The 26,666-nt window shown below is 66.1% G+C and carries 25 protein-coding genes and 4 pseudogenes; 6 read left to right on the top strand and 23 right to left on the bottom strand.

Features of this window, described 5'->3' with window-relative positions:
* The first annotated feature begins 26 nt into the window (after positions 1-26).
* Entirely contained in the window at positions 27-542 is a 516-nt protein-coding gene (locus PIB19_RS00620) for a hypothetical protein (RefSeq protein WP_271239249.1), read from the top strand.
* Between the two features lie 153 nt (positions 543-695).
* Here PIB19_RS00620 and PIB19_RS00615 read toward each other — a convergent pair whose 3' ends face one another.
* From PIB19_RS00615 to PIB19_RS00605, 3 genes and pseudogenes are all read right to left on the bottom strand, one after another.
* Positions 696-1,493: a ferritin-like domain-containing protein gene (locus tag PIB19_RS00615; protein WP_271239248.1), complete on the bottom strand. Its 798-nt coding sequence runs from the start codon at positions 1,491-1,493 to the stop codon at positions 696-698.
* Positions 1,490-1,954, bottom strand: coding sequence for a peroxiredoxin (locus PIB19_RS00610; protein WP_271239247.1), 465 nt, complete (start codon positions 1,952-1,954; stop codon positions 1,490-1,492). Before PIB19_RS00610 ends, PIB19_RS00615 begins: the two co-directional genes overlap by 4 nt.
* Before the next feature lie 13 nt (positions 1,955-1,967).
* Positions 1,968-4,642, bottom strand: a pseudogene (locus PIB19_RS00605) (bifunctional [glutamine synthetase] adenylyltransferase/[glutamine synthetase]-adenylyl-L-tyrosine phosphorylase).
* Between PIB19_RS00605 and PIB19_RS00600 the strand changes: the two are divergent.
* Positions 4,595-4,915, top strand: coding sequence for a hypothetical protein (locus PIB19_RS00600; RefSeq protein ID WP_271239246.1), 321 nt, complete (start codon positions 4,595-4,597; stop codon positions 4,913-4,915). The pseudogene PIB19_RS00605 and the gene PIB19_RS00600 sit on opposite strands and share 48 nt — an antisense overlap.
* A gap of 17 nt (positions 4,916-4,932) precedes the next feature.
* Here PIB19_RS00600 and PIB19_RS00595 read toward each other — a convergent pair.
* The 3 genes and pseudogenes from PIB19_RS00595 to PIB19_RS00585 form a co-directional block, all read right to left on the bottom strand.
* Positions 4,933-5,582 (bottom strand): annotated as a pseudogene (locus PIB19_RS00595) (sigma-70 family RNA polymerase sigma factor).
* A gap of 93 nt (positions 5,583-5,675) precedes the next feature.
* Entirely contained in the window at positions 5,676-5,813 is a 138-nt protein-coding gene (locus PIB19_RS00590; protein WP_271239245.1) for a hypothetical protein, read from the bottom strand.
* Between the two features lie 59 nt (positions 5,814-5,872).
* Entirely contained in the window at positions 5,873-6,676 is an 804-nt protein-coding gene (locus PIB19_RS00585) for a response regulator (protein ID WP_271239244.1), read from the bottom strand.
* Positions 6,677-6,733: 57 nt separating this feature from the next.
* On the opposite strand from PIB19_RS00585, the gene PIB19_RS00580 reads away from it, so the two are divergent.
* From PIB19_RS00580 to PIB19_RS00570, 3 genes are all read left to right on the top strand, one after another.
* Positions 6,734-7,138 (top strand): NepR family anti-sigma factor, encoded by a 405-nt coding sequence (locus PIB19_RS00580; protein WP_271239243.1) that lies wholly within the window; start codon positions 6,734-6,736, stop codon positions 7,136-7,138.
* Between the two features lie 9 nt (positions 7,139-7,147).
* Positions 7,148-8,716 carry a sensor histidine kinase gene (locus tag PIB19_RS00575; protein ID WP_271239242.1) on the top strand — a complete coding sequence of 523 codons (1,569 nt, stop codon included), beginning with the start codon at positions 7,148-7,150 and terminating at the stop codon, positions 8,714-8,716.
* A gap of 264 nt (positions 8,717-8,980) precedes the next feature.
* Positions 8,981-9,115: an entericidin A/B family lipoprotein gene (locus PIB19_RS00570; protein WP_271239241.1), complete on the top strand. Its 135-nt coding sequence runs from the start codon at positions 8,981-8,983 to the stop codon at positions 9,113-9,115.
* Between the two features lie 58 nt (positions 9,116-9,173).
* On the opposite strand, the gene tatC is transcribed toward PIB19_RS00570, so the two are convergent.
* From tatC to PIB19_RS23405, 10 genes are all read right to left on the bottom strand, one after another.
* A complete protein-coding gene (tatC, locus tag PIB19_RS00565; RefSeq protein WP_271239240.1) occupies positions 9,174-9,941 on the bottom strand; it encodes a twin-arginine translocase subunit TatC in 768 nt (255 codons plus the stop codon).
* Positions 9,938-10,372 (bottom strand): Sec-independent protein translocase protein TatB, encoded by a 435-nt coding sequence (gene tatB / locus PIB19_RS00560; RefSeq protein WP_271239239.1) that lies wholly within the window; start codon positions 10,370-10,372, stop codon positions 9,938-9,940. Before tatB ends, tatC begins: the two co-directional genes overlap by 4 nt.
* 68 nt (positions 10,373-10,440) lie before the next feature.
* On the bottom strand, positions 10,441-10,668 hold the full coding sequence (locus PIB19_RS00555) for a twin-arginine translocase TatA/TatE family subunit (RefSeq protein ID WP_271239238.1): 228 nt from the start codon (positions 10,666-10,668) through the stop codon (positions 10,441-10,443).
* Between the two features lie 27 nt (positions 10,669-10,695).
* On the bottom strand, positions 10,696-11,286 hold the full coding sequence (gene scpB / locus PIB19_RS00550) for an SMC-Scp complex subunit ScpB (RefSeq protein WP_271239237.1): 591 nt from the start codon (positions 11,284-11,286) through the stop codon (positions 10,696-10,698).
* Entirely contained in the window at positions 11,283-12,020 is a 738-nt protein-coding gene (locus PIB19_RS00545) for a segregation and condensation protein A (protein ID WP_271239236.1), read from the bottom strand. Before PIB19_RS00545 ends, scpB begins: the two co-directional genes overlap by 4 nt.
* A 134-nt stretch (positions 12,021-12,154) precedes the next feature.
* Positions 12,155-13,162, bottom strand: coding sequence for a beta-N-acetylhexosaminidase (nagZ, locus tag PIB19_RS00540; protein WP_271239235.1), 1,008 nt, complete (start codon positions 13,160-13,162; stop codon positions 12,155-12,157).
* Positions 13,163-13,299: 137 nt separating this feature from the next.
* Positions 13,300-14,103 carry a hypothetical protein gene (locus tag PIB19_RS00535; protein WP_271239234.1) on the bottom strand — a complete coding sequence of 268 codons (804 nt, stop codon included), beginning with the start codon at positions 14,101-14,103 and terminating at the stop codon, positions 13,300-13,302.
* Positions 14,104-14,433: 330 nt separating this feature from the next.
* Positions 14,434-15,165, bottom strand: coding sequence for an SPOR domain-containing protein (locus PIB19_RS00530; protein WP_271239233.1), 732 nt, complete (start codon positions 15,163-15,165; stop codon positions 14,434-14,436).
* Positions 15,165-16,889, bottom strand: a complete 1,725-nt coding sequence (argS, locus tag PIB19_RS00525) for an arginine--tRNA ligase (RefSeq protein ID WP_271239232.1) — start codon at positions 16,887-16,889, stop codon at positions 15,165-15,167. Before argS ends, PIB19_RS00530 begins: the two co-directional genes overlap by 1 nt.
* Before the next feature lie 532 nt (positions 16,890-17,421).
* Positions 17,422-17,625, bottom strand: a complete 204-nt coding sequence (locus tag PIB19_RS23405) for a DUF6334 family protein (protein ID WP_443018763.1) — start codon at positions 17,623-17,625, stop codon at positions 17,422-17,424.
* A 282-nt stretch (positions 17,626-17,907) separates the two neighbouring features.
* Between PIB19_RS23405 and PIB19_RS00520 the strand changes: the two genes are divergently transcribed.
* The gene (locus PIB19_RS00520; protein ID WP_271239231.1) at positions 17,908-18,243 is read left to right on the top strand and encodes a hypothetical protein; all 336 of its coding nucleotides are present in this window, start codon (positions 17,908-17,910) and stop codon (positions 18,241-18,243) included.
* Between the two features lie 122 nt (positions 18,244-18,365).
* Here the strand turns inward: PIB19_RS00520 and PIB19_RS00515 are convergent, their stop codons facing one another.
* The 7 genes and pseudogenes from PIB19_RS00515 to ftsZ all read right to left on the bottom strand — a co-directional run bounded on the left by PIB19_RS00515 (position 18,366) and on the right by ftsZ (position 26,649).
* Complete coding sequence (locus PIB19_RS00515) at positions 18,366-18,554, bottom strand: hypothetical protein (RefSeq protein ID WP_271239230.1); 189 nt, start codon at positions 18,552-18,554, stop codon at positions 18,366-18,368.
* 139 nt (positions 18,555-18,693) lie between these two features.
* Positions 18,694-19,845, bottom strand: coding sequence for a DUF1501 domain-containing protein (locus PIB19_RS00510; protein WP_271239229.1), 1,152 nt, complete (start codon positions 19,843-19,845; stop codon positions 18,694-18,696).
* 3 nt (positions 19,846-19,848) lie between these two features.
* A pseudogene (locus PIB19_RS00505) lies at positions 19,849-21,335 on the bottom strand (DUF1800 domain-containing protein).
* Positions 21,336-21,881: 546 nt separating this feature from the next.
* Positions 21,882-23,047, bottom strand: a pseudogene (locus PIB19_RS00500) (deoxyguanosinetriphosphate triphosphohydrolase).
* A 66-nt stretch (positions 23,048-23,113) separates the two neighbouring features.
* Positions 23,114-24,061 carry an SPOR domain-containing protein gene (locus PIB19_RS00495; RefSeq protein ID WP_271239228.1) on the bottom strand — a complete coding sequence of 316 codons (948 nt, stop codon included), beginning with the start codon at positions 24,059-24,061 and terminating at the stop codon, positions 23,114-23,116.
* 418 nt (positions 24,062-24,479) lie between these two features.
* Positions 24,480-25,058 carry a hypothetical protein gene (locus tag PIB19_RS00490; RefSeq protein WP_271239227.1) on the bottom strand — a complete coding sequence of 193 codons (579 nt, stop codon included), beginning with the start codon at positions 25,056-25,058 and terminating at the stop codon, positions 24,480-24,482.
* A gap of 115 nt (positions 25,059-25,173) precedes the next feature.
* Complete coding sequence (gene ftsZ, locus PIB19_RS00485) at positions 25,174-26,649, bottom strand: cell division protein FtsZ (RefSeq protein ID WP_271239226.1); 1,476 nt, start codon at positions 26,647-26,649, stop codon at positions 25,174-25,176.
* Positions 26,650-26,666 lie beyond the last annotated feature (17 nt).

Here is a 26,666-nt window from a genome sequence, read left to right as displayed (position 1 = left end):
TCGGGTGCGAGGCCGAGGCGGCGGAAATGGCTGGCGGTCTGCTGGTAGCGCGCCTCACCGGCGACGCGGGCCTTGCCGGCGAGTGCGACCTGGCGCTGCTCGACTTCGCGCAGCGGCCCGAGCATCTCGGCGGCGACGGCGCTGGTCAGCGGGGTGACGTCGGCGAGCGCGGCATCGAGCGCGGCGGGATCGGTCTTGCCCGAAAGCACTGCCGAGATCAGCGCCTGGCGCTGCTCGACGCGCGCCGCCTGGAGCTTGGCGGCTTCCTTCGCGGCGGCGACTTCGGCCTGCATCTTCGCGACTTGCGCGCGCATCCTGGCGACCTGCGCTTCGGGCGAACCCGGAGCCGCGCTCACGCCACTGACGGCAATCGCACCGGCCATCGCCTGCGACACGCCATAGCCCGAGAACAGCACGGTGATCGCCGCGACGCCGGCGAACAGCGCCTGGGTGCGGCCGGCAACGCTGAAGCGACGCAGATCGCGGCCGTCGTGGAAAATAAAATCGCGGGTGGTGAAAAAATTGCGGAACCGCTTGCCTAGGTTCGCATTCTTATAGTTCGAAACGTCAGCCATGAGTCCCCGGCGATTCAGGCAAGCGCGCACCGATGCGACCCGGTGATCGGCCTGCAAAAAATTCCATTGTCCCGGCAGAGCCCCTCCGCGTCTGGACGGATCGGGGTTTGCCCTGAGAAATCAGGGGACTGCAATAGGCGCGTAGTAACCACGCGTCAGACCGGCTGAGTCGCGCGCTGAGTCGTTGAATGGAGGCTTCAGCACACCGCGGAAATAGGTGCCGACCAGCGCTTGCCAAGTCGTTTCGGCTACGAAACCTTGCCGCTCGCATGCCGATTCGAACCAGGTCGTGCCGGCCCGAACATGGCGTATTTCGTCGTTAAAAATGCGCGTCAAAATGCGTGCGGTGGTGCCATCGCCGGCCGCCTCGAAGCGCTTGATCGTCGCCGGCGTGACGTCGAGCCCGCGCGCCTCCAGCACCATCGGAACCACCGCCAATCGTGCCAACGGATCGTGCGCAGTGGCGGCCGCGGCGTCCCACAAACCGTCATGCGCGGGCATCGCACCATAATGGCTGCCGAGCTGCTTCAGTCGCCGGTCGAGCAATGCGAAGTGCATCGCCTCGTCGGCGCCGACGTGCATCCAGTCGTCGGTGAAGCCGCGCGCGAACTGCCCGCCGAACCGCCCCACCGCATCGAAGGCGAGATCGATCGCGGCGAATTCGATATGCGCCAGCGCGTGGATCAGTGCGATCCGTCCGCGTTCGGAACCGCCCTTGCCGCGCCTCGGCATCCGGTTGGGTGGCAGCAGTTCCGGGCGCTCGGGACGCGCCGGCCGATCGGGCATCGCGATGTCGAAGCGGTGGTCGAGCCGGCCCAGCCGCCAGTCGCGCGCCGCCGCTCGTGCCGCCTTCACCTTGGCAAGCGGCTCGGCGGCAGTCAGCACCGCGCGCGCCGCCTCGGCAACGCTGCGCGTCACGTGCCGAGCATTTCCCGCGCCGCTGCAAGCACTTGCTCGGCATGGCCGGGCACGCGCACCTTGCGCCACGCGCGGAACAGCGTGCCGTCCGCCGCGAACAGGAAAGTCGAGCGGTCGATCCCCATATATTTGCGGCCGTAGAGCTGCTTCTCGACCCACACGCCGAACGCTTCCATCGCCACGCCTTCGGCGTCGGTCGCGAGCGGCACGGTGAGATCATATTTGGCGGCGAACTTCCTGTGCTTCGCCGCATTGTCCTTCGACACGCCGAGAAGGTCGATGCCCAACGCCTTGAATTGTGGCAACAACGCCGAGAAGTCCTGCGCCTCGCGCGTGCAGCCGGCGGTATCGTCCTTGGGGTAGAAATAGAGCAGCAGCGGCCCTTTCCGGTCGGACAGCGTGAAAGCTCCTTCGGCCCCCTCCAGCTCGACTGCCGGCAGCTTGTCGCCCTGCTCGATCATCTCTTCGTCTCCGTCAGCCGCCGGCGCGGATCGCCGCCCAGCACGCCGCCACCTCCTGCCGGGTCGCTTCGAGCGAGGCAACCACTGCGTTCCAGGATTCCAGCCCGACCGCGCGGGCGATCAGCGCCTGGGTAGTCTCTGCCGGAGGTTGCGCATCGGGCGCGACGAGGCGCAACGTGACCAGCAGCCGCGAAAGCAATGCATGCGCCTCGACCATCGTCTCGGGCATCAGCCCCTTCGCCGCGAGCAGCCGGATCGCCTCGCGCAGGCGTGGCGTGAAGGCGGTCTTGTGGCGCAGCTGGAGCACATGGACCGCGAATTCGAGATCGACCAGCCCGCCGGGAAGCAGCTTGGCGTCGAGCGGCCCCGCGGGCGGTTTGTGCGTCGCCATCTCCTCGCGCATCCGGATCGCGTCCGCCAGGATGTCGCGCTCGGGCCGCGCGCCGTTCAGCACGTCGTCGACGATCGCCTGCACCGCATCGCGCGCGCCCGACGAACCGAATATCGGCCGCGCCCGGGTCAGCGCCATATGCTCCCATGTCCACGCGTCCTCGCGCTGGTAGCGCGCGAACCCGTCGAGCGAGACCGAAAGCGGCCCCTGCGCGCCCGAGGGTCGCAGCCGCGTATCGACTTCGTAGAGCGGCCCCGCGGCAGTCGCGACCGACAAAGCGGCGGTCACCCGCTGCGCGAGCCGATTGTAATAGATCACTGCGCCGAGCGGCTTGGGCCCATCGGACTCGGCCGAATAATCGCCGGTAAACAGGTAGATCAAGTCGAGATCCGAGGCGTGGGTGAGCGCCTGTCCCCCATCCGGCCGAGCGCGAGGATCACCAATTCGCTGTCCGGCACCCGGCCATGCGCGCGCTCGAATTCGTCGACCGTGGCGCGTGCGAGCACTTCGATCGCCGCCTCGGCGATCCGCGCATAGCCATAGGATACTTCGAGCGGGTCGCTTGCCCCCGCGACGATCTGCGCGCCCAGCGCGAAGCGTTTCTCGCCGACCAGCCGGCGGACATGCTCGAGCTGCCATTGATAGTCGGCGCCGCGCTCGCGTGCCGCCATTTCCCCGATCAGCGTCGGGATATCGGCGACGGGGTCGAGCGCGCTCGCGTCGATCAGCCCGTCGAGCAATTCGGCACGCCGCCCGAGCTGCTCGGCCAGGGTCGGCGCGTGGCACAGGATCGTGCTCATCAGCTGTCGAAGCCCCGGCTGCGCCTCGAGCAGCCGGAAGAAATTGATCGCGCTCGGCAGCCGCGAGAGCATCGCGTCGAAGCGGGTGATCGCATGCGTGGAGTCGGGCGCCTGCGCGAAGGCGGCGATCAATCCGGGGAGCAGCGCCTCGAGCGCCTCGCGCGCCTGCGGGCTGCGCAGCGCCGGATAGCCGCCACCGCGCCAGCCCTCGACGATGCGGAGCGCGCCCGCCGGATGGTCGAATCCGGCTTCCTTCAGGCAGGCCTCCAGCGTCTCGGGATCGGCGGGGAGCCGCGGTTCCTCCTCGCCGGCAAGCGCATCATAGACGCGCCCCGTCCGCTCGACATGCGGGCGCAGCCGCTCGATCAGCGCGGCGCCGTCCCGTAGGCCGTGCAGCGCTGCGACGTTGTCGAGCGCTTCCTGCCCGGCCGGCAGCGTATGCGTCTGGAGATCGTCGACCATCTGCAACCGGTGCTCGACGGTGCGCAGCTCGGTATAGGCCGCGCTGAGCGCCGCCGCGTCGTCGGCATCGATCCGTCCGTCCGCGGCCAGGGCCGCGAGCGCGTCGCGGGTCGCGGGCACGCGCAGCGCCGGATCACGCCCGCCATGGATGAGCTGGTGGATCTGCGCGAAGAACTCGACTTCGCGGATGCCGCCGCGGCCACGCTTCAGATCGTATTTGGGGCCGAAAGCCTGTGCCTGGGCATAATGGTCGCGGATCCGGCGCGAGATGTCGCGGATTTCTCGGATCGTCCCGTAATCGACCGCGCGGCGCCGCACGAACGGCCGGATCGCCGCGAGGAATGCTTCGCCCAGCGCGATGTCGCCGGCACAGGCACGGGCGCGAATGAACGCCGCGCGCTCCCAGGGCAGCGCCTGCGATTCATAATAGGAAATCGCTGCGTCGACCGGCAGCGCGATCGGCGTCGCCTCGGGCGAGGGCCGCAGCCGCAGGTCGACGCGCATCACATAGCCGTCGGCGTCGCGCGACTGGAGCAATTCGATCACCCGCCGGCCGATCCGCACCGCGGCGTCCTCGGGCGCCTCGCGCGGCTTGCACGGCAAGGTCACGGGATCGAAGATCAGGATCGGATCGATATCCGACGAATAATTGAGTTCGCGGCTGCCCAATTTGCCCAGCGCGATCGCCGCGAAGCCGCGCGGTTCGACATCGGGCGTCCGCTCCCGGATCGCCGTGCGGATGGCGCGATCCAATGCGTCGTCGGCGAAATCGCTGAGGAGCCCGGTCACACGCGTGAGATCGAACCGGCCCGACAGATCGCCGAGCGCTACCAGCAAGGCGAGCCTTCGCCGTTCGAACCGCAAGCGCCGCGACTCCGCCATTTCGCCTTCGAAAGAACGCGCAGATCTCAAAGGATCTGCGAGGGCTTCCTCCAGATTGTCGAGCAGTTGCGACTCGCGATCGGCAAGCATCGAAAGGAAAGGCGCATGGGCTCGCGCAAGTTCTACAGCGCGCTGCAAATCGCCGGAATTCATCGAGTTACCCTTGTCGATACGCAGCAGGAACAACACATTTGGCGAAGTCAAGCAACAAATGTGAAGTCAAGGCGTTTTTATCTCGTGACCCGTCCGCCATCCTGTCCCGCCCCTGAGGCCGTTGCCCGCGCTTATCGCGTCGAACGGCCCCGCGCCAGCGACGCCATCGCGATATCGCTGCGCGACGCCTTCGCACGCGATTCCGGCCTGCCCGAAGACATGGCCGCGATCCTGCACCGTCTCAACCGGCACGACATTTCGATGACTCACTGAGGAGGTGAAGCGCCGCGTCAGCGGTCGCGGCTGAGATCGTCGACTTCGCCCATGATCGTATCGAGCGCGCTCTTGCCGCCCGGATTGGGCAGGCTGTCACGCCGCGACGGCAGCTGGCCTTCGGTCAGCAGCGTTTCGAGCGCGACGCGGCCGCGCGCGACGCGGCTCTTGATCGTGCCCACCGCGACGTTGCAGATCTCGGCCGCTTCCTCATAGGCGAAGCCACCCGCGCCGACGAGGATCAGTGCCTCGCGCTGGGGCTGCGGCAAGTGCAGCAGGGCGCGCTGCATGTCGTTCAGCTCGACATGGCGATCCTGGCTCGCGGGCGCCGCCAGCAGCCGATCGGCCACCAGATCGTCCCACTCCCTTTGAAGCGTGCGCGGCGCATCTGCGAGAGATAGAGATTGCGCAGGATGATGAATGTCCACGCGCGCATGTTGGTGCCCGCCTGGAAGCGCTGGCGCGCCGCCCAGGCCTTGAGCAACGTCTCCTGGACGAGATCGTCGGCGAGGTCACGACTGCCCGAAAGCGAGCGCCCGAAGGCGCGCAGATGCGGGATCACCGTCGCGAGTTGCTTCTTGAACTCGGGATCGGAGAGCGCGACGTGCTCGCGCGGCGGCTCGGCTGCCGCGTCCTCGCGATCGTCAGGCTGTTCGGACTCAGTCATTCGATCCCGTTCACTTACGCGTGCCGTGGTACGGCTCTGATTGGAGATAGGCGCCGCAGACGCGATTGCCAGCATTTTTGCGGAAAGGTCCGGTCAGGACCAGACGATGATCACGAAGGCGATGATCACCAGCACCAGGCCGAAGCCCAGCACATAGCGAGTCACGTGCGGCGTGGTGCCGGCGCGGGCACGATCGGTGGAGATATGGATGGGTTCTTCGTTCTCAGCCATGTCCCTTCAACCCACCAAAACCGTTTTGGGTCCGTATCGTATGGAACCCGCGCCGTTTTTTAAACGCCGGCGGGCACCGTCGCCTGATCGAAGAACAATGCCTGGCTGATCGTCGTCTTCACCGTCTCGCGCTGGAACGGCTTGGTGATCAGGAAGGTCGGCTCCGGACGCTCACCGGTGAGCAGGCGCTCGGGGAAGGCAGTGATGAAGATCACCGGCACGCTGAACTCGGCGAGGATGTCCTTCACCGCGTCGATGCCCGAACTGTCGTCGGCGAGCTGGATGTCGGCGAGCACCAGGCCCGGGCGATCCTCCATCGCCAGCGCCACTGCCTCGTCGCGCGTGACCGCGACGCCGGTGACTTCGTGGCCGAGATCGCGGACGATCTGCTCGAGGTCCATCGCGATCAGCGGTTCGTCTTCGATGATCATCACGCGGGTGCGCGTCTGGCGCTCGATCTCAGCGACGGCGTCAGCGACCAGGCTCGATACCTGTGCGGGATCCTCCTCGATCAGATAGCCGGCGTCTTCGATGCTGAAGCCCTCGACCGTGGTCAGCAGCAATGCCTGGCGCGAGAGCGGCGTCAGTCGGGCGAGCCGCTTGCGGGCGATCATCTCGGCAGTATTGGACGTATCCTCGACGATCTCGTCCTCTTCGAGGTGAGTCGATTGCCAGATCGCCTGGAAGGTCCGGTAGAGGCCGAGCCGCGGATCGACGTCGCGGGGAAACTGATCGGGCGCCGCCACGATGGCTTCGAGCGCGGCGCGTACATAACGGTCGCCTTCGCTCTGGGCGCCGGTGAGTGCACGTGCATAACGGCGCAGCAGGGGAAGGTGCGGCGCGAGTTGCTGTCCAAGCGACATAAGGGAAACATTCTCCTTCGTGGGCGCGGGCCGCCTTCTCGCGCCCCGACATCCGCATTGCAATCGTTTCTGCTGTCCGAAGGAGCCCTCCCCGGAATCCGCATCGCCTGTGGAACAATCGACGCGCTATTTGGTTTCATCGCCCAGCCATGTGGTGCACCGCGCACTGCAGGAGCGCTTGCGCACTCGCCATGGGAACGCTTGCGCTCTGGCGTCATGGCGTTAATCGGGCACCTGGTGCTCATGCGTATTCACAGTCCGGGTCCCGGCCATCGGGTCCTCACGGGGAAATTGGTGCGTTCCGCAAAGGGTGAAACGAAAAGGCCGCCAAAGCCAAAAGGCGGGACGGAGAGCAGCAAGCCCAGCCGCAGCGTGGGCGATGCCTTGCGCCAAGCCTATGACGAGGCCGTTCGCGAGACCGTGCCCGACGATCTTCTCGACCTTTTGAAGAAGCTCGACTAGCCAGCACTGATGGACAGCACGGATCTGGAGCCGCGCGCCAAGGGTCTCGCGGCGACGATGGCGCATATGCCCACCGGCGCGAAGGTCTTTCTTATTCTCGTCGGCGCGCTGCTCCCGCTCGCTCTTATCGCCCTGCTCACCACCCTCCAGACGACGCGGACCGCCGATACCGAGGCGCGCGCCCGATTGCGCGCGATCGCCGATGAGAGCTCGGGCGTCGTGGAGAATGCACTGACCAACCAGGTCGGGCAGATGAGTCAGACGCTCGCGGCGCTCGAGCAGAATCCGGGTGACGCCCCGAGCTGCACCCAGCTGGCGGGCACCTTCGCCGCGCAGGGCAGCATCCGCTTCGCCATTGCCGACAAGAGCGGCCGCGTGCTCTGCGGCCAGCGCTTCACGCTTCCCGGCGCCTCGGCGCTCCGCCCCTCCGAAGTGCGCGCCGCGTTCCTGCCCGACGGCCTCGCCATCCGGATCGGCGGTAATGCCGGAATGAGCGCCACGGCTTATTATCCGGTGTCCACGCTGGCGGCGCTGGCCCGGCCCAGCGGCTTCGTGCCCGATTACGGCGCGGCGCTGGTTCGGCGCGACGAGCGGCTGGCACTGCGCGCGCTCGGCACCCGCGGCCCGCTCGGGCGCCGCGAGAGGATCGCCAGCAATCTTTCGATCGACAGTCTCGATCTCGAAATGTCGATCCCCGGCGCGCCGATCACCACGCCGCTGATCATCACCACGGCATTGCTGGTGCTGATGTGGATCACTGCGGCCACGATCGGCTGGTTCGTGGTGAACATCCTGCTGATCCGCCCGCTCCGCACGTTACGCACCAGCGTCGGCAAATATCGCCCCGGCGAGATCCTCGACGTCAAGCGCTTCGGCGCGATCCCGGCGCAGGAGATCCGCGATCTCGGCGAGACGTTCCAGCAGATCACGCGCACGGTCCAGCTCCACGAGGCCGACCTCGCCGAAGGACTGATCCGCCAGACCCGGCTGACCCGCGAAGTGCATCACCGGGTCAAGAACAACCTCCAGGTCATCTCCAGCCTGATCAATTTCCACGCGCGCGCCGCGCGGAGCGCCGAAGCGAGCGAGGCCTATGCCTCGATCCAGCGCCGGGTCGATGCGCTCGCGGTGGTGCATCGCCATCATTATACCGAGCTCGAGGAGAATCGCGGGCTCGAGTTGCGTTCGGTGATCGGCGAACTCGCCGCCAACATCCGCGCGACTGCGCCCGAACGGGCGGCGGGACTCGGCATCACCCTCGAGATCGAGCCGCTGCTGGTCAATCAGGATGTCGCGATCGCAGTCGCATTCCTGATCACCGAGATCGTCGAACTGGCGGTCAATTGCAATCCGACCACGCATGTCCGCATCTCGATCAAGGGCGGCGAGGAGCCGGACCGCGCCGTATTGCGCGTAAGCTCTCCCGCCCTCGTCGAGAGCGCCGAACTGGTGGGACTCCTGGAAAGCCGCTACGGCCGCGTCATGGCGGGGCTCGCGCGGCAGCTCCGCACGCGGCTCCATCACGACCCGCTGGTGGGGGCTTTCGAGGCTTCGATCGCGATCACGGGGCGCCCCTGACTTTTTCGTAAAAAATGTTGGGGACCGGGGAACCCGTTTCTGCGATGTACGTTCTGCTCTTCGGATAGTGACCTTTTGCCCCCCGCTCTCGCTATCCAAGACATGGGCCCGGAAGCGTCAACCCTCCCCCCGGTGACGCTTCCGGGCCTAACACTTTCTCTCGCCAGCGAAATCCTGATCGATTCCCCGGACGCTTCGTGCCTGTGCCGGAACGATTTGGGTCGCCCGGGCATTTTCTTCCCGTCCACAAGTTGGAGAGTTTCAATGCGCAAGATTTTCACCTGTGCCGCGCTTGCCGGCGCGATCCTGGTTTCGGCCTGCAACACCGTCGAAGGCGTCGGCCGCGACGTGTCGTCGGCTGGCGATACCGTCGCCAAGACGGCCGATGGCGCCAAATAAGCGCTCCCCCACCTTTAGTCAGTAAAGCCCCTTCCAGCCACGCCGGGAGGGGCTTTTATCAGGAAACGGCTTCGCTTTCGCGCTCGGCGCGCTCGCGTCGCCGATGGGTGATCTTAATTGCGACCAAAGCGAGGAAGTAGAGCAGGCACAGCGGCACCGCGAGTAGGAATTGCGATCCGATGTCGGGCGGCGTCAGCACCGCGGCAATCGCGAACGCGCCCACCACGGCATAGCGCCATGCGCCCTTCAACTGTTCGTAGGTTACGATGCCCGCATGTTCGAGCAGCATGAGTAGCACCGGCAGCAGGAACGACACTCCGAAACCGAAGATGAACTGCATCACAAATTTCAGATAGTTGCCCACATCCGGCATCGCCTCCTGCTTCACGCCGCCCAGATCACCCTGGAAACCCAGCAGGAATTTAAGCGCCACAGGGATCGCGATGAAATAGGCCATCGCGGCCCCGGCGATGAACAGCACCGGCGTCGCCATCAGGAACGGCAGCATCGCGCGCTTTTCCTTGCGATATAGACCCGGCGCGACGAACTGCCACAGCTGGTTGGCGATGATCGGGAAAGACAGCATGAGCGCGGCGAAAAACGCCACCTTCAGCTCGACGATAAAGCCACCAAATACCTCTGTGTTGATGATCCGTATCTGCCCTGCAATCTTCAGCGGTGCGACCAACCATTGCAGAATGTCGCGCGCGAAATAGAGGCATCCGCAAAAGGCCACCAGCAGCGCGGCGATCGACCACAGCAGCCGCCGACGCAGCTCGATTAGATGGTCGAGCAGGGGTGCCTGGGTATCGTCGATCTCGTTCACGATTGCTGCTCATCGGGCGTCTGGGACTCGTTCGGCGTTGCAGCCTTGGGCTTGCGCACACGCTTGGGCTTCGCCGCAATCGGCTCCTCCGCTGCCTCGGCGGGAAACAGCGCCGGCTGCTCGACCATCACCGGATCTTCATCGATCGCCGAATCAGGGGTGAAATGGTCAGGCTGCGGCGCGGGCAGCGATGGAGTCGGATGCTCGCGCATGATCCGCTCATTCTCCGCCGCCCATTGCTTCTCCATCTCGGCGAGCTCGGATTCACGGATCATCGTGTCGATTCCTGAGCGGAACTGGCGCGCGACGCCCCGCGCCTTGCCCACCCATTTGCCGACAAAGCGCATCGCCTTGGGCAAGTCCTTGGGTCCGATCACCAGCAGCGCCACGACGGCCACAAGCATTAACTCGGTCGGTGCGACGTCGAACATTCAGCAATGCCTGATCCTGCACGCCGTTACATGGGCGCGCGAATAGAAGAGAGAGTGGCGAACGAGTTCTAAAGCTCGGTGCCGGTGCGATCCTTGTCACGCTCGCCCACAGGCTCCGGTGCGGGCTTGGCGTCCAGCCGGGACACGGGCTTGGGATCGTCGTCTTCCGACATTCCCTTCTTGAAATTTTTCACGCCCTTCGCGACGTCGCCCATCATGTTGGAAAATCGCCCGCCGCCAAGCAGCAGGATCGCGACTATCGCAAGCACGATAAAATGTACGGGACCCAAACCCATTGGAACTCTCCTTGATTCCCGCCGTATCTAGTCGTCTTCGGAGGCAGTTTCCACCTCGCCGTCATTTTCCGATGCATCAAATGCCAGATCGACCGGATCGAGCAGCCCCGCCGCCTTGAGATCGTCGATTCCCGGCAGATCGCGCCGGCTGGCGAGCCCGAACTGGCTGAGGAACCCCGCGGTCGTCGCATAAGTGAGCGGGCGTCCCGGCACTTCGCGGCGCCCCGCCGGCCGCACCCAGCCTGCCTCCATCAATACGTCGATCGTGCCCTTGGAGATCTGGACGCCGCGGATCGCCTCGATCTCGGCGCGCGTGACCGGCTCGTGATAGGCGATGATCGCCAGCGTCTCGATGCCCGCGCGGCTCAGTTTTCGACTCTCCTCGCGGTCGCGTCGCAGCAGATGCGCGAGATCGGCGGCGGTCTGGAAATGCCAGCGCTCGCCGCGGCGGACCAGCTCGATCCCACGCCCGGCATAGAATGTCTCCAGTGCCGCGAGCGCGCCGCGAACATCGGCCTCGGCGCCGACATGCGCCTTGATCTCGTCGATCGTCATCGGATGCTCGGATGCGAACAACACCGCCTCGACAGCGCGGCCGAGATCGTCCTGGCGTATCATGCGCTCGCCTTGAGATAGAGCGGCGCGAACGCCGATTTCTGTCTGAGCTCGAGCCTCCCCTGCCGCGCCAGCTCTAGCGCGGCGACGAACGAGGAAGCGAGCGCCGATTTGCGATAGGTCCCGCGCGCCCCTTCGGGAAGGAAGGTCTCGATCGTGCTCCATTCGATCCGCGTGCCGATCAGTGCCGAAACGCGCTCGATCGCCTCTTCCAGTGTCATCACGTCGCGCACTGCCACCACGTGCATCACCGGCCGGGTGCGCGCGCTGATCCGGCCGTAAGCGGCGATCAGGTCATAGATCTCCGCCTCGTAGCGCCCCTTGCGCACCACGCGCAGCCCCTCGGGCACTCCGCGCAGGAAGACGTCGCGACCCAGCCGGTCGCGTGCCACCAGCCGCGCCCCGGCCTCGCGCATCGCATTGAGCCGCTCGAGCCGCAGCTGGAGCCGGAGCGCCAGCTCCTCGGGGCTCGGCGTTTCCTCGGGATTGCGCGGTAGCAGCAGCGCCGATTTGAGATAGGCGAGCCAGGCCGCCATCACGAGATAGTCCGCGGCCAGCTCCAGCCGGAGCTCGCGCGCCTCGTTCACGAAGGTGAGATATTGCTCGACCAGCTCGAGGATCGAGATCTGCCGCAGATCGACCTTCTGGTTCCGCGCGAGCGCGAGCAGCAAGTCGAGCGGGCCTTCCCACCCGTCGATGTCGATCTTCAAAGTGTCGGAAGGATCGGCTTCGCTCATCGATGCAAGTTAAGCAGAGCACATGGTGGCTGTCACCTGCCCAGCCGTCACCCCGGCGAAAGCCGGGGCCCAGAGTTTCTTTGCCCCTGTCGGAATTGCTTGGCTCTGGATCCCGGCTTTCGCCGGGATGACGGTCACGCGAGCGCCAGCAATTCGTCCCGCTTGGCGATCAGCGCCCCGAAATCCGCGGCGGCGGATCCGTCCGCGATCGTTGCCATCGCGCGATCGAGCCGGGCGAGGCATTCGGGCGTCGCATCGCCGATCAGCCCGGCGATCTCGACCATCTCGTCCATCCGCGCCCAGCAATCGAGCACCACGTCGCATCCCGCGGCGAGCGCCAGCGAGGCCTTCTCGCCCGCCGTGCCCGACAGCGCCTTCATGTCGATATCGTCGGTCATCAGCAGCCCGTCGAAGCCGATCCGGCCGCGGATGATCTCCGAGATCACCCTGGGCGAGAGCGTCGCGGGGCGCTCGGCATCCCATGCCTCGAACACGACGTGGCACGTCATTCCCATCGGCGCGCCGTTCAGACGGGCGAACGGCTCCAGATCCATCTCCAGCGCCGCCGCATCGGCCTTGACGTGCGGCAGATCGTAATGGCTGTCGACCAATGCGCGGCCGTGTCCCGGCATGTGTTTGACCACGCCGACCACGCCGCCGCGACGCATGCCTTCGAGCATCGCCTGCCCCAATGCCGCGACTCGCATCGGATCGCCGCCGAAGGATCGATCGCCGATCGCCGGAGTGACATCGGCCTGGCGCACGTCGAGCAGAGGCGCGCAATTCACGTTCACGCCGACTTCGCCCAGCATCATCGCCAGCGCCTGGGCGTTCGCCCGCGCTGCTTCGATCGCCGAGATCGGCGCGATGTCGTACAGCGCGTCGAACGCCGCCCCCGCAGGGAAAGCCGGCCATTCGGGCGGCACCATCCGCGCCACGCGCCCGCCCTCCTGATCGATCAGGATCGGCAGGTCGGCGCGGCCCGACAAGTCGCGCAAACTGTCGGTCAGCGCCTTCATCTGCGCGACGTCGCCGCAATTGCGCTTGAACAAAATATAGCCGAGCGGATCGGCCTGCTCGAAAAAGATACGCTCGTCGGGCGTGAGTTCGTGGCCGGCAATGCCGAAGATGACGGGCTTCATGCGTGTGCCTTACTTTTTCGTGAGAAGTGCGGAAGGCGAGATGTGGCCGATCGAAGCCGCCGCAGGGCAGCACGCCTCCCGGACCATCTCGATCACACGCCGCGGCACGGATCAGCGCTCCAGCGCCAAAAAATAGTTCAATGCAACAGATAGGAGCCCTGGATGATCACCCCGTTCGAAGTGATCTTGAAGGCTCCTCCTACGACCTGCCTCGGCGAACTGGAATCATTGGCATAATAGACTTGCCCGGCCACGGGTCCCGTCAAACTTGAGCCGCTGCCCAGTTGCGGATCGATATAGGTAACCGAGCCCGACATCGATCCGTCCGATGCCGCACTGGGAATCGCAAAATCGAGCGTGAAAGGGGCGTGCGTGGCGCCCGACTGGAACTTCTCGATGATAACATGCGCCACAGCGGGAACATTGGGGCTGGTCATGTCCCAAGCGACAGAGATCGTTCCGGTAAACAATATCGGGTTTTTGCTACCTCCGATGGAACCGACAACTTCGCCCGTATAGGTGCCCGAAGTGAAGGGACCCGATTGCATGCGTTCACCGAAGGTTCCGAACGTCGCCTCCCCCGAGTTCCGGCGTATTTCGAACAGGTGCCCACCGAGTATCTCGCTTCCCGGTTGCGACGGGGTGATTCCATTATGAACGGCGTAGAAACGCAACTCTGATCCGGCGGGATTATCTCTCCCCTGGAACCATGTTGCAATCGGAAGCACACGATCCGGAATTGCCCCACCGACGAAGCTCGTGGTGCTCGTCTCGAAATTGCTGCCTCCACCGGCCGGAGGACCATACACACGCAGCAGACGCTGCACTTCAAGGCTGAGCTGTTCGGTCCCGTCGACGACCCAATAGCGCAGAAGCGTCGCACGCGTCTGCACGGCGCCGTTCACACCATCTATGTACGACGGCTCGACCGTGGGCGACACGATAGTATACGAGACATAGGGCGCAGGCGTTGGCGTCGAAGTGGGCGACGGCGTCGGCGTCGGCGACGGGGTCAGCGTAGGCGTCACCGTCGGAGTTGGCGAGGGTGAAGGCGAACCGCCGCCGCCCGTGCAGCTGCTTGCCATCAGGAGCGCGGTACAACCCAAAATTCGACGCATTCTCAACAAGGCCACTCGATCATTCCTTATCGGAACACGGCTATGTCAGAAGATTCCGACATCTTCACGAATAATCCGTCAGATGCTCGCTAACGCCGGCGAGAGCGCCCTCCGGACCAGGCGTGAACTCTGGTCATTAACGAAGGGCGCGCCTCAATTCGCGATGAAGCAGTTCTCGCCGGCGACCTTCAGCCGCCCGCACAGGTCGCGCGCCTGCGGATTGCTGCCCGCATTGACGCGCAGCCGCCAGACGGCGCTGCCATTGGCCGCCTCGCCGCGCTCGACCGATTTGCCGAGCGGCGCGAGATAGGCGAACCGCTTCGACAATCGCACCCAGGCGACATTGGCACCCGCCTCGTTGGGGAAGGCGCCGAGCTGGATCAGCGAACCGGATCCCGGACGCGGCGCCGCCGGCTTCGTCCCCGCGGCGGATGCATTCGGCCCGACGATGGTGGGGCCGGGGATCGCGAGCTTGGCGTTCTTCGTACCCGGAGCCGTGCCGCCGCCCGGAGCGCTCGCCCGCGTTCCTTCCACCGGCGCCTCGGGAAGCGCGCCGACATTGATGCTCGAATTGCTCGTCGCGCCCTGGCTCGTCGCGAAGACGGTATCGCCTTCGCCCTCGGCCTTCATGCCGCCGGGCTCGTCGGGCTTGACCTTGTAGTCCCCCGCGGGCGCCTTGATCAGCTCGCCATTGCCGTTGATCGGATTCTGCGTCCGCTGGTACCACAGATAGCCGAGCACCGCGGTGCCGATCACCGCCAGCGCGAGCACCGCGAGCAGCATGAAACGCGCGACCGAATGGTCCTGCGGATAGTCCTCCTCGGCCGTCTCCAGCCAGGGAAGGCGATCCTGCTCGTCATAGCCCTGGCCCGAACGCAGGCTCATCAATGCATCTCCTGGACTGCCTCGACACCCATGAGGCCCAACCCATTACGGATAATCTGTCCGACGCCGCGCGCCAAGAAGAGCCGCGCGCAGGTCAGGCCCGGCTGGTCGGCGAGCAGGAACCGGCGCTCGGGGCGGTCGTTACCGACATTCCACAGAGCATGCAGAGCAGCCGACAAATCATAGAGATAAAAGGCAATTCGATGCGGTTCGCGCGCCAGTGCTGCACCCTCCACTACCCGCGGAAACTGCGCCGCGAGCTTCACCAGCGCCAGCTCTTCCGTATCAAGCAGGGACAGATCGGCGCTCGGGCATTCGATCCCGGCCTCCGCCGCCTTGCGATGGAGCGAGGCGATCCGGGCATGGGCATAGTTCACATAGAAGACCGGATTGTCCTTCGACGCCTCGATCACCTTGGCGAAATCGAAGTCCATCTGGGCATCGGCTTTCCGCGTCAGCATGGTGAAACGCACCACGTCCTTGCCGACTTCACTCACGACATCGGCAAGCGTCACGAAGTTACCGGAACGCTTGGACATTTTCACCGGTTCTCCGGCGCGAAGCAGGCGCACCATCTGCACCAGCTTCACATCGAACCGCGTCTTGCCGCCGGTCAGCGCCTGCACCGCCGCGACGATCCGCTTGACCGTGCCGGCATGGTCGGCGCCCCAGATGTCGATCAACTGGTCGGCCGATTGCGCCTTCTGGAAGTGATAAGCGAGATCGGCGCCGAAATAGGTCCATTGCCCGTTCGACTTCTTGATCGGCCGGTCCTGATCGTCGCCGAACTGCGTCGCGCGGAACAGGGGCAGCTCGACCGGCTCCCAATCCTCGGGCGTCTCGCCCTTGGGCGCTTCGAGCACGCCGTCATAGACAAGATCGCGCTCGCGCAGCCATGCCTCGGCCGCCTCGGGCTTGCCCGCCGCCTGCAGTTCCGCCTCGGACGAGAACAGGTCGTGATGGATGCCGAGCAATGCGAGATCGGCCTTGATCATCACCAGCATCGACGCGACCGCTTCCTTGCGGAACAGGTCGAGCCATTCGCTCTCCGGCTTGCCGACGAATTTGTCGCCATATTCGGCGGCGAGCTTCTCGCCCACCGGCTTCAGATACTCGCCCGGATACAGCCCTTCGGGGATCTCGATCGTCTCGCCCAGCGCCTCGCGATAGCGCAGGTGCGCCGAGCGCGCGAGCACATCGACCTGCCCGCCGGCATCGTTGACATAATATTCGCGCACGACCTTGTGCCCTGCGAACTCGAGCAGCGACGCCAGCGCATCGCCCACCACCGCCCCGCGGCAATGCCCCATGTGCATCGGCCCGGTCGGATTGGCGGAGACATACTCGACATTGACCGTCGCCCCCGCGCCGATCGTCGAGCGGCCATAATCGCCTTCGGCCGCAAGGATCTCGGTCAGCTCGCCGCGCCAGGTGTCGTCGGTCAGCGTCAGGTTGATGAAGCCGGGGCCGGCGACCGAGACGGCGGAAACCTCGTCCAGCTTCTCCAGCTCCGCCGCGATCTTCTCCGCCAGCGCACGCGGATTGGTCCCGGCGGGCTTGGCGAGCACCATCGCCGCGTTGGTCGCGAGATCGCCATGCGTGACGTCGCGCGGCGGTTCGACCGTAACCGCGCGTCGCTCCAGCCCCGCCGGCAGGTCGCCGGCGGCGACGAGCGCGTCGAGAGCGGCATCAAGGTGCGCGGCAAAACGGACGTAGAGAGTCATTGCGGTTCCAACAGTGAACGAGAGCGCGCGCCTTAGCGGATGGGCGGCGTGGGGACAATTGGCGCTTGGGATGGGGATTGCAGCTCGCGGGCGGCCATTGGTGGTTAGCCGCGAAAGGTCACACTAAGGTCACACTGCCTGCATCGTTCTGGCCGGCCGTGTTCCTGCGCAGGCGATCCAGGAGGATGTGGACCAGGCAGCATTATACTCCTGCTTTCGCACGAGCAGGATGAAAAGGGGCGTTACGATGTCAAAGAGCTCGATGAGGCTGTCAGGCGAAATCCTACATTGCAAGCATGTCTGCAAAGGGGTTTGCAGACCGGCAGCTTTTAGGGTCGGAAGCGGCGATAGCTGCCATTCCGGGGGCAGACTTCGGGAATGGCCGCTAACGCCCCAAGAGCTGACATCAAGCGCGACGCGGGACCAGGTCGAAACACGTAAGTCCTGAGGATTCAGCAAGGAAGGTGCATCGCGGTTGAAGGGCATCTGGCACAATGTCACCCACCGCGATGGTGAAGCTGTCCTTGTACCCTTAAGAATTGATCCCGATCCAAGACCATCCAAGAGGTTTGGTAACGGCGAACTCAAACGATGGGATTGGCTCCCATCCGTCCCGGCTCGGGCAGGCCTCGCGAGCAACGATGATTTGGTCCGTGTCTGGCTCCACCGTCACTATGACGGCTGTGCTGCCAAGGCAGATTGCCACCGCGTCCCACCGCGCAGACCCATCATTCATGATGACTGCGTTCAGTCCGAGGACTTCGGTAATTCTGTCATCCCCGACATCATCCCAGTCAAAGCGGAAGGAAATGTGCTCGGTCATACGAAATGCTAGTCTGCCCCGCGTCCGCTATCCACCCACTTTCTGCCGTTCGGCGGCGCCGATCGGCCGGTTGGATGCGAATGGCCGAGATTGGGTGGGAACCTGCCAGTTGGCCTGCGGTCAGCAATTACGATTGCTGGCGTAATAGTCACTCGATAGCATAGCTCTGATCGCGCATTTTTACCGGAGAGATGGATGAATCCCGATGTAAAAACCCGGCTTGCCGGCTTCGCCTGCGTTTTGGCCGGCGCTGCGATATCATGGCCCACCATTTTCGATCGCCTCCGGCTGGCCCAGCAGGGTGCTCCTCAGATCAACACCTGGTCACTCGCTTCCTTCCTGGTGGGGCCGCTGATCATTTTCGGCCTGACGATGATGATATTCGGAGCGAGAACGGAAAGCTTGACGCGTGATGCGGAAAAGAAGCGCCTGACCCTTTTCGGCAATTTTATAGCTCTTGCCTGTGCCGTAGCAGGGTTCGGTGGGATGCTGGGCACGACCTTTCTGCTGCAATCCTATGGATATCTATAAGCCAGGCTCGAGGTTGCAGACGATAGGCTATGCCTGGTGGAAAGCGGTGCGACGGCTTTGGGGCACTTCCCGCCGGTTCGCTGCCGACCGCGAACGGCGAGAAGTGGGTGGTTAGCGGACGTTCAGGAGACGATCGGCTCGCTCTCTGAGCGGCCCGACTGACCGTGCCGCAGCGCCTGCCGAACAGCGGCTTTGATCTGCACGCGGAGGTAGTCGGCGCGATGCTCTTCGGGTGCGGACAGGCCCTTGGTCACGATCTTGTCGACCGTGTTCTCTTCCCACTCGGCGTAAGTCCAAAGGTCGCCATTCATCGCAGTATGATCGCCTCCCCGGCAAATGTCCGCAAGTGGGGCGACGCGAGCGCCGACCCGAACGACTGACTTTTGGGGCGAAACCCGTCGACACAATCACGTCAAGCGGTCAATCGGGCAACGCCTCGCCACCCCCGGCTCAGGCGCGCACCAGATCCTTGAGCACACCCGCACTCTTCATGTCGGGGAAGAGCTTCTGTGCCGTCCGCGTCGGCGCCAGGTCGAAATGCGAAGCGACCGCGCTGTTGATCAGCGTATCCAGCCCCGTCGTCGGCCGCAGATCGCGCCCTTCGTACAAAGCCGCGTCGCCCAGCCCCGGCCAATCGGCGACAACCCGGCCGCCCTGCACCGCGCCGCCCATCAGCATCGCCAGCGAGCCAGTGCCGTGATCGGTGCCCTGGGTGCCGTTGACCTTCACCGTCCGGCCGAACTCGGTCGCCACCACCACCATCGTGTCGGCCCAGAGCGGCCCCAGCCCCTGCTGGATCGCCCCCACCATCGCGTCGAGCCCCTTGAGCTGCCCGGTCAGGCGGCCGCGTTGCTGGGCATGCGTGTCCCAGCCGCCGGTCTCGATCATCGCGATCCGCGATCCGCCCTCGGCAGTGAGCAGTTTGGCGGCCAGCGCACCGGTCGCGGCGGCGTTGCGGCCATTGTCCTGGGCGAGATCGCTGGTCAGCATCCGCGTCGCGGTCGCCTGCTCCCAGATCGCGTGGAGCTGGGGATCGTCGCGATACATGGTCGTGACGCGGGCGAGCAGATCGTCCGACGCGTCGGGCAGCGCCGAGGGCGCATAGCTCGCCACTTCGACCGGGCCGCGCAACGCCATCGGGATCGTCGCCGCGAGCGCGATCGCTCTATCGTCGGCGGGGAGCAGCGACAGCAGCCGGTTGAGCCAGCCGTCCTTGAGCGCATAGGCGCTGCTGCCGCCGGTCTCGAGCACGTTCTGCCCGTCGAAATGCGAGCGCTCGCGATAAGGCGAGGCGACCGCGTGGACGAACAACGCCTGCTTCGCCTGCCAAAGGCCAAGGGTGTTGGTCATCGCCGGGTGCAGCGCAAACGTGGAATCGAGCTTGGGCGCAGTGGCGAAATCCTGTGCCAGCACGCCACGCTGCGCCGCAAAGGCGGGATCGCCGATCGGGGCCAGCGTGCCCAGCCCATCGGCCGCACCGCGCTGGATGATGAAGACGAAACGGCGTTCGGTCGCCGCCCGGGCGAGCGCCATCCGCGTCCCGAAGGCCGAGGTGAGGACCGCGGAGGCGCCGAGTGCCACGAAGCTGCGACGGTTGAGCATGGCCTATCTCCGCATGAATTCGGGGGCGACGAGCATCAGCGCAACGCCCTGCCCCGGGCTTTCGGCCCGCGCGATCGATTGCGCGGTGCTTTCGCTCAACGCATCGGGAAAGAGCTCGGCGGCGCGCTGGCGGGCGTCCACCGTATCGCGCGTCCGCTGCGCCAGCCGCTCGGCCGCCTCGACGCGGCGCATGATCGCGTCGGGCCCGGCCCAGCTCCCCGCGACATCGTCCCAGCCGGCAGGCGAGCCCGGCTTCCACACCGGCTGGCCGAGCTGAGTCATCAGCCCGTTCATCGCCATCGGGGAAGCTGCTGCGCGCCGAGCCCGCGCAGTGCCGAGATCGTCCACTCCCAGGGCGACTTGAACTTGACCGGCCGGGCCACCCAGCATTCGGGTGCTTCGACCAATGCACGGTAGACCGTCGGCAAATCACCGTCCGAGCGCAGGAACGCGGTCTCGAGCTTGCCGACCAACGCCGGCGGCGGCTCGTCCCCGGCGAAATGGCGGGCGAGCTTGGTGGCGATATGCCGCGCAGTTGCCGGATGCGTGGCAAGCAGGTCGAGCACGGCGGCCGCCTGCGCCCCGCCTTGCTGTCCCCAGCTTTTGCCGAGGATGGTTCGCATGCCCGGCTCGTGCAGCTGCGGCGCGAAGACGAAGCTGCCCGCCGCGCCCGCGTCGGCATAATCGGGGCCCCTGTCCCTCCCCAGCCCGGCGACGGTCCAGCCCGTCATCGCCCGGGCGAATTCGGTGACGTCGGCCTGGCTGTAGCCGGTGCGCACCCCCAGCGTGTGCAGCTCCAGTATCTCACGCGCGAGATTCTCGTTGAGCCCGGCCTTTTGCCGGCGCCGCGCTCCCGCCTGCCCGAACGGACTGTTCGGCCCGACCGACTGCGCCTGGTCGAGATAGACCAGCATCGCCGGGTGGCGCTCGACGGCGTGGAGCATGTCGCCAAACTTGCCCAGCACGTGCGGCCGCACCGCCTCGAACTCAAAGCTGCCGGCGAGGCCGAACATCGTCAGCTGGTCGGCCGACACTGCGAAGTGATTGCTCCAGAAATGTACCAGCCGCTCGACGAAAGGCGCCGGCGAATTGAGCGCGGTCAGCGCCCGCGCCGAGACCGCATTCGCATAATGATCGCGTCCCTGCTCCCGGGCCCGGCGGCGCGCCTGCGCGATGGGATCGTCCGCCTTTTCCTCCGCGGACATCACCATCGGCTGCATCGCCGAGCCGCGCATCGCCGGCTCGGTCTCCATCGCGGGTTTCGCGAGTGCGTTGTTGCGCTTCTCACGCTGGAGAAGCCGGACTTCGCGGAGATAATCGGCGAGATCGCTCGCGATGCGGCTACTCGGGGCGAGTGCGGCGATCGCTTGCGGCCGGGCTTCGTAGCGATCGAATTGGTCGAGCACCCAATGCGCCGGATCCGCTCCCGGCGCGTCGCCCGGGCGACCGCCGAGGCCGAACCGATTGAGCGCAACGCTTGCCTTCGCCATGGCAATCACCTTCTCGCAACCTGTCCGTTGAATACGCACGACTTGTCGCAGAAGTTTGTCACCTTTTCGGCTCGTCGCGATTCTTGCACGGATTGCAACCATGCCTACCGCACTTTGCGATTGCCGTTCATGTTGCAGCGCAGCATTCTGACTTCAAGAACAGAACAAGATACAACAGGGATGCCGGTCTGGCTCTTTCGAGGTTTTTGAAGGAGATAGATCGTGAACAAGCTTCTTATCGCTGCCGCTGCAGCCACCATCGCTTTCGCCGCCCCCGCCTTCGCCAAGGATCGCGTGTTCACGCATGAGGGCGTCACTTATGCCTATACCTCGACGCAGAGCGGCGACGGTCTGGTGCTCGAGGGCAAGGCCTCGCAGGGGGCAAGTTCCGCCTCGTCGTCAAGGGCGATTGGGTCAACGGCTATGCCGGCGGCGCGCGCGTCTCGTTCCGCACGCCGAAGCGCGAAGAGGCCGGCGCCGTCTTCGTCGCCCAACGCTGATCGAACCAGGGGCCTTCGCCGGCTGGCGGAGGCCCCGTTTTACGCGTCAGAACCCTTCGGGCAGCGCGATCGGGCCGACGGCCTCCTTGTAGCGCGCGATCGCATAGCGATCGGTCATCCCGGCGATGAAGTCGGCGATGTGCCGGCTCCGCCACGGCCCCTCCGCCGGCAGCGCCTCGCGCCATTCCACCGGCATTTGCCCCGGATCCGCGACATAGGCCGCGAACAGCCCCGCCACCACGCCATGCGCCGCCTCGGCGGCCGCCATCTGGCTCGGATGATGATATAGATTGGCGTACATGAACCGCTTGAGCCCGCGCTCGGCCTCGCGCATCGTATCCGAGAACGTCACGAGGCAGCGCCCCGCCGCACGCACCTCCGCTGCGGTCTCGATCCCGCCCTCTGCCAGCCGCGCCTGCGTCGACACGATCAGGTCGTTGACCATCGCCCCGATCTGCGAACGGATAAGTTCGCCGATCAGCCGTTTCGCGGGCACGCCGGGAAACTTCGCCTCGACCTGGCGCCAGCCCTCGGCGATCATCGGCACCTGCATCAGCTGATCGAGGCTCAGCAGACCGGCGCGCAGGCCGTCATCGATGTCGTGATTGTCATAGGCGATGTCGTCGGCCAGCGCCGCGACCTGCGCCTCGAGCGAGGGCCAATCGCCCAATTCCAGCGGGAACTGCGCGTCGGCCGCGGCCAGCGCCCATTCCGGGCGCACGACCGGTCCGTTATGCTTGGCGAGGCCTTCGAGCGTCTCCCAGGTCAAATTAAGCCCGTTCCAGCTGGGATAGGGCCGATCGAGCTCGGTCAGGTGCGCAGCGTATGGCCGTTATGATCGAAGCCGCCCTGCCCCGCGAGCGCCGCCTCCAGCGCATCCTCGCCGGCATGGCCGAAAGGCGGATGGCCGATATCGTGCGCAAGGCACAAAGCCTCGGTCAGGTCCTCGTTGAGCCCCAGCGCCCGGGCGATCGTCCGTCCGATCTGCGCGACTTCGAGGCTGTGGGTCAGCCGCACGCGAAAATGGTCGCCGTCCGGTGCCATGAAGACCTGGGTCTTGTGGCGCAGGCGACGGAAGCTGATCGAATGGATGATCCGGTCGCGATCGCGCTGGAAGGCGTCACGCGGCCCGCGGACAGTCCCGCCTTGTTCTTGATGGAAGCGGCCGCGGCTCTGTTCCGGTGTGCTCGCCCAGGAGGAAGTCGCTTTCACGCAGGCGGCACTAGCGGGTCGGCGCGCGCTTGTCGAAGGGTTCGATTCTGCCCGCGCCTCATCGCGTCACTCGGCCCCGAGCCTGGTCACCTTCTGCCCGGCCTCGCTGGTGAAGACGAAGCCCGACACCCCCGACTTGCCGAGCGTATTGACGAAGGCCTGCGCCTCCGCGGCGGTCTTGAACGGTCCGGTCAGCACGCGATTGGTGGCGCGCAGCGGCGTCCACCAGCCCGATTTGGCCTTGAGCGTGGGCGCCTTGGCGACGACTGCCTGCCAAGCCTTGGACAGGCTCGCCTGGTTCGCACCGCCGGCGACCTGGACCCAGACGCGGGCGGGCTCGGCCTTGGCCTTCGGATCCGGCTTCTTCGCGGCCTTGGGATCAGGCTTGGCGGGATCGGGCTTCTTCGACTTTGGATCGACCTTGGCAGTTTCGGTCTTCGCGTCCTTGCCCTTTGCAGGTTCGGGTTTAACCGGCTCAGGCTTGGGCTTGGCCGCAGGAGGCCTTGCCTCGGGCTTCGGTGTCGGTCGCGCGACTTCGGGCGCAGCCGCGGCGACGCGCGCCGGCTCGGGAGGCAGATCGACCGGAGTCGCCGTGACGATCTGCAATTCCTCGCCGGGGATAGTGATGCCGGCGACGATCGCGGCGAGCACTGAATCCTCCTGCCCTACCCGCACCGGTCCCGGCGGGGCGGGTTCGGGCTTTGCCGCTACCGCCACGGGCTGCGCCGCGGGCTGGCTCTCCGGAGGACGTGCGCTCTCGGGAAGCGCGGCCGTCGGCTGCGGTGCCGGGGTTGCGGAGACCGTGGTCGGCGCGGGCGTAGGCGACGGTTGCGCAGTTTCGGTACGCGCGGTGTCGCTGGTGGATGCGGCGGCAGGCCCGCCCTGGCCGGCGGCGGCGATCGGGCTGCGTTCGGGTGGCGGTGTCTCGCGACGCGCCATCTGGACCGGCGCCGGCGTTTCGCGGATCGACGCGTCGATCTCCTCCGCGCGCGGCGCCGGGAGCGGCTGGACCATCGGCGCTTCCTGCCGTGGCGCGGGGGCGGGCCGGGCAACGGCGCGGCGGCAGCAGTCTGCACCGGCGCGGTCGGGCGCGGCGTCGGCAGCGGGACCAGACCGCGCGCGTCACGTTCGCGCTCGCGGCGCGAACGACGGTCTCGGCTCTGCGGCGCCGCAGCTTCGGGCGCGCGGACGGGCTGCGCCTGCGCCATCTGAACCGGACGCGCCGGCGCGGGAACATAACGCGGCAGCGCCGGCGCCAACCGCGCATCGGCGAGCCGCGCCGCGGTCGGCGAGAACTGGCCGTAATGCACGGCAAAGGCGCGGTCGGCGGGCGCGAGATTGGCGAGCCTGCGGAAGAAGGGCGCCAGCGACGCCCCCATATTCCCGGGCATCATACTCGTCGCAATCCGCTCCGCGCCCGGGATATCGCCGTTCATCGCCAGGGTGAAGGCCCGCGCGCGCCACGCCGCGCGATCGCTTTGCGCAATAGCGGATCGAGCTGGCGCATCGCTTCCTCGACATGACCGGCGATGCCGAGCGACAGCGCGTAACGACGCACCGTCTCGTCGTCGCGCTCGCCTTGCAGCGCGAGCTTGTAATCGGCCTGCGCCAGCACCGGCTGGCCGAGCAGATCATAGGCGAAGCCGCGATCGGCGGCATATTCGCGCGCCGGCAGCCCGCGCGCCTCGGCGGTCTGGAACAGCCGCAGCGCTTCGCCGGGCCGCTCCATCCGGACGAGCGTCGAGCCGCGGCCGGATAGGATGCGCGGATTGGTGGGATCGATCGTCTCGGCCCGCGCGAAAAAGGCAAGCGCCGCCGCGGTGTCGCCCAGTCGCGCGCTCAGGTTTCCCGCCTCCAGCAGCGCACGCACGTCGCGCGGGTCTGCCGCGAGCACGCGCATCTCCTGCGCGAGGCGGTCGGCGTCGGGATTGGCGGCGGGGACGAACCCCGTCTGGGCGAGCGCAGGCGCGGCACCCACGCCGGTGGAGAGGGCCAGTGCCAGCGCGACCATGCGCAGGGAGCGAGATCTGCTTCATTCGGGATCAGCTAAAGGCGCGATTGGCTGAACCGCCAATGACGCGTCGCCGGCCGCCCGCCGAAGCGAGAGCGGCCGGCGACGAATGCCCTTACTGGTTGTTCTGGCTGCGCAGGAACCGCGGGATATCAAGCGGATCCTTGTCGTCGTCTTCGCCGGTCCGGGCGGCCCCGCGCGAAGCCATGCGCTCGAACAAGGTGCCGCCGGCGCGACGTCCGGCCGGCTTGGCTTCGGGAGCGGGTTCCTCGTCACTCCCGCCGGTCAGCCAGCGGCGGCGGCTGGTCGGATCGGGCGCAGGCGCTTCGTCGACCGCAGGCTCCTCGATCGGCATTGCGCTGCCCTCGCCGAGCAGGAGCTCGTCGGAATCTCCCGCTTCGTCATAGCTCGCCACCGGCTCGTCCAGCGCTTCGGCCTCGGGCACTTCCGGGGCCTCGAGCACGAGCGGCGCTTCTTCCGGCTGCTGCACTTCCGCTTCGTAACCAGGCTCCGGAGCAACCTCGGCGGCAACCGGCTCAGCCGCAGCCGCGGCGGCGTTGCGGCGCGGTGTCGAGAAGGAGAATACCCGCGGCTGTTCGACAGCCGGCGCAGCGCGCGCCTGGGCGTCGGCATCGATACCGGTCGCGACGACCGACACGCGGATCTTGCCTTCGAGATCGGGATTGAACGCCGAGCCCCAGATGATGTTGGCGTCCTCGTCGACCAGCTCGCGGATATGGTTCGCAGCTTCGTCGACTTCGAGCAGGCGCATGTCCTCGCCGCCGGTGATCGAGACGATCACGCCCTTGGCGCCGTTCATCGATACGCCGTCGAGCAGCGGGTTGGCGATCGCCTTCTGCGCCGCCATCAGCGCGCGATCGTCGCCCTCGGCTTCGCCGGTGCCCATCATCGCCTTGCCCATTTCCTGCATCACCGAGCGGACGTCGGCGAAGTCGAGGTTGATCAGGCCCGGCATGACCATCAGATCGGTGATCCCGCGGACACCCTGCTGCAGCACTTCGTCCGCCATCTCGAACGCCTGTTTGAACGTCGTGTTGGCGTTGGCGATCAGGAACAGGTTCTGGTTGGGGATGACGATCAGCGTGTCGACATATTTCTGCAGCTCTTCGATGCCGGCATCCGCCGATTGCTGGCGGCGGCGGCCTTCGAAGGCGAACGGCTTGGTGACCACGCCGACGGTCAGGATGCCCATGTCGCGCGCAGCCTTGGCGATCACCGGCGCGGCGCCGGTGCCGGTGCCGCCGCCCATGCCCGCCGCGATGAAGCACATATGCGCGCCTTCGAGCGCCTTCTGGACCTGATCGATTGTCTCTTCGGCCGCGGCGCGTCCGATTTCGGGACGCGAGCCCGCGCCGAGACCCTGTGTGATCTTCGCACCCAGCTGGATGCGATGTCCGGCCGACGACTGTTTGAGCGCCTGTGCGTCGGTGTTCGCGACGAGGAACTCGACCCCCAGCACATCGGCGCGGATCATGTTCGCGATCGCGTTGCCGCCCGCGCCGCCAACGCCGATCACCGTGATCTTGGGCGTCAGCTCATCGACGTCAGCCGGCAAAAATTCGATGCTCATTCCATAATCTCCCTGGC

The sequence above is a fragment of the Sphingomonas sp. 7/4-4 genome (assembly GCF_027941955.1).
In the GTDB taxonomy this organism is placed as follows: Bacteria; Pseudomonadota; Alphaproteobacteria; order Sphingomonadales; family Sphingomonadaceae; genus Sphingomonas.
This window is presented reverse-complemented; position numbering and strand designations above follow the sequence as displayed.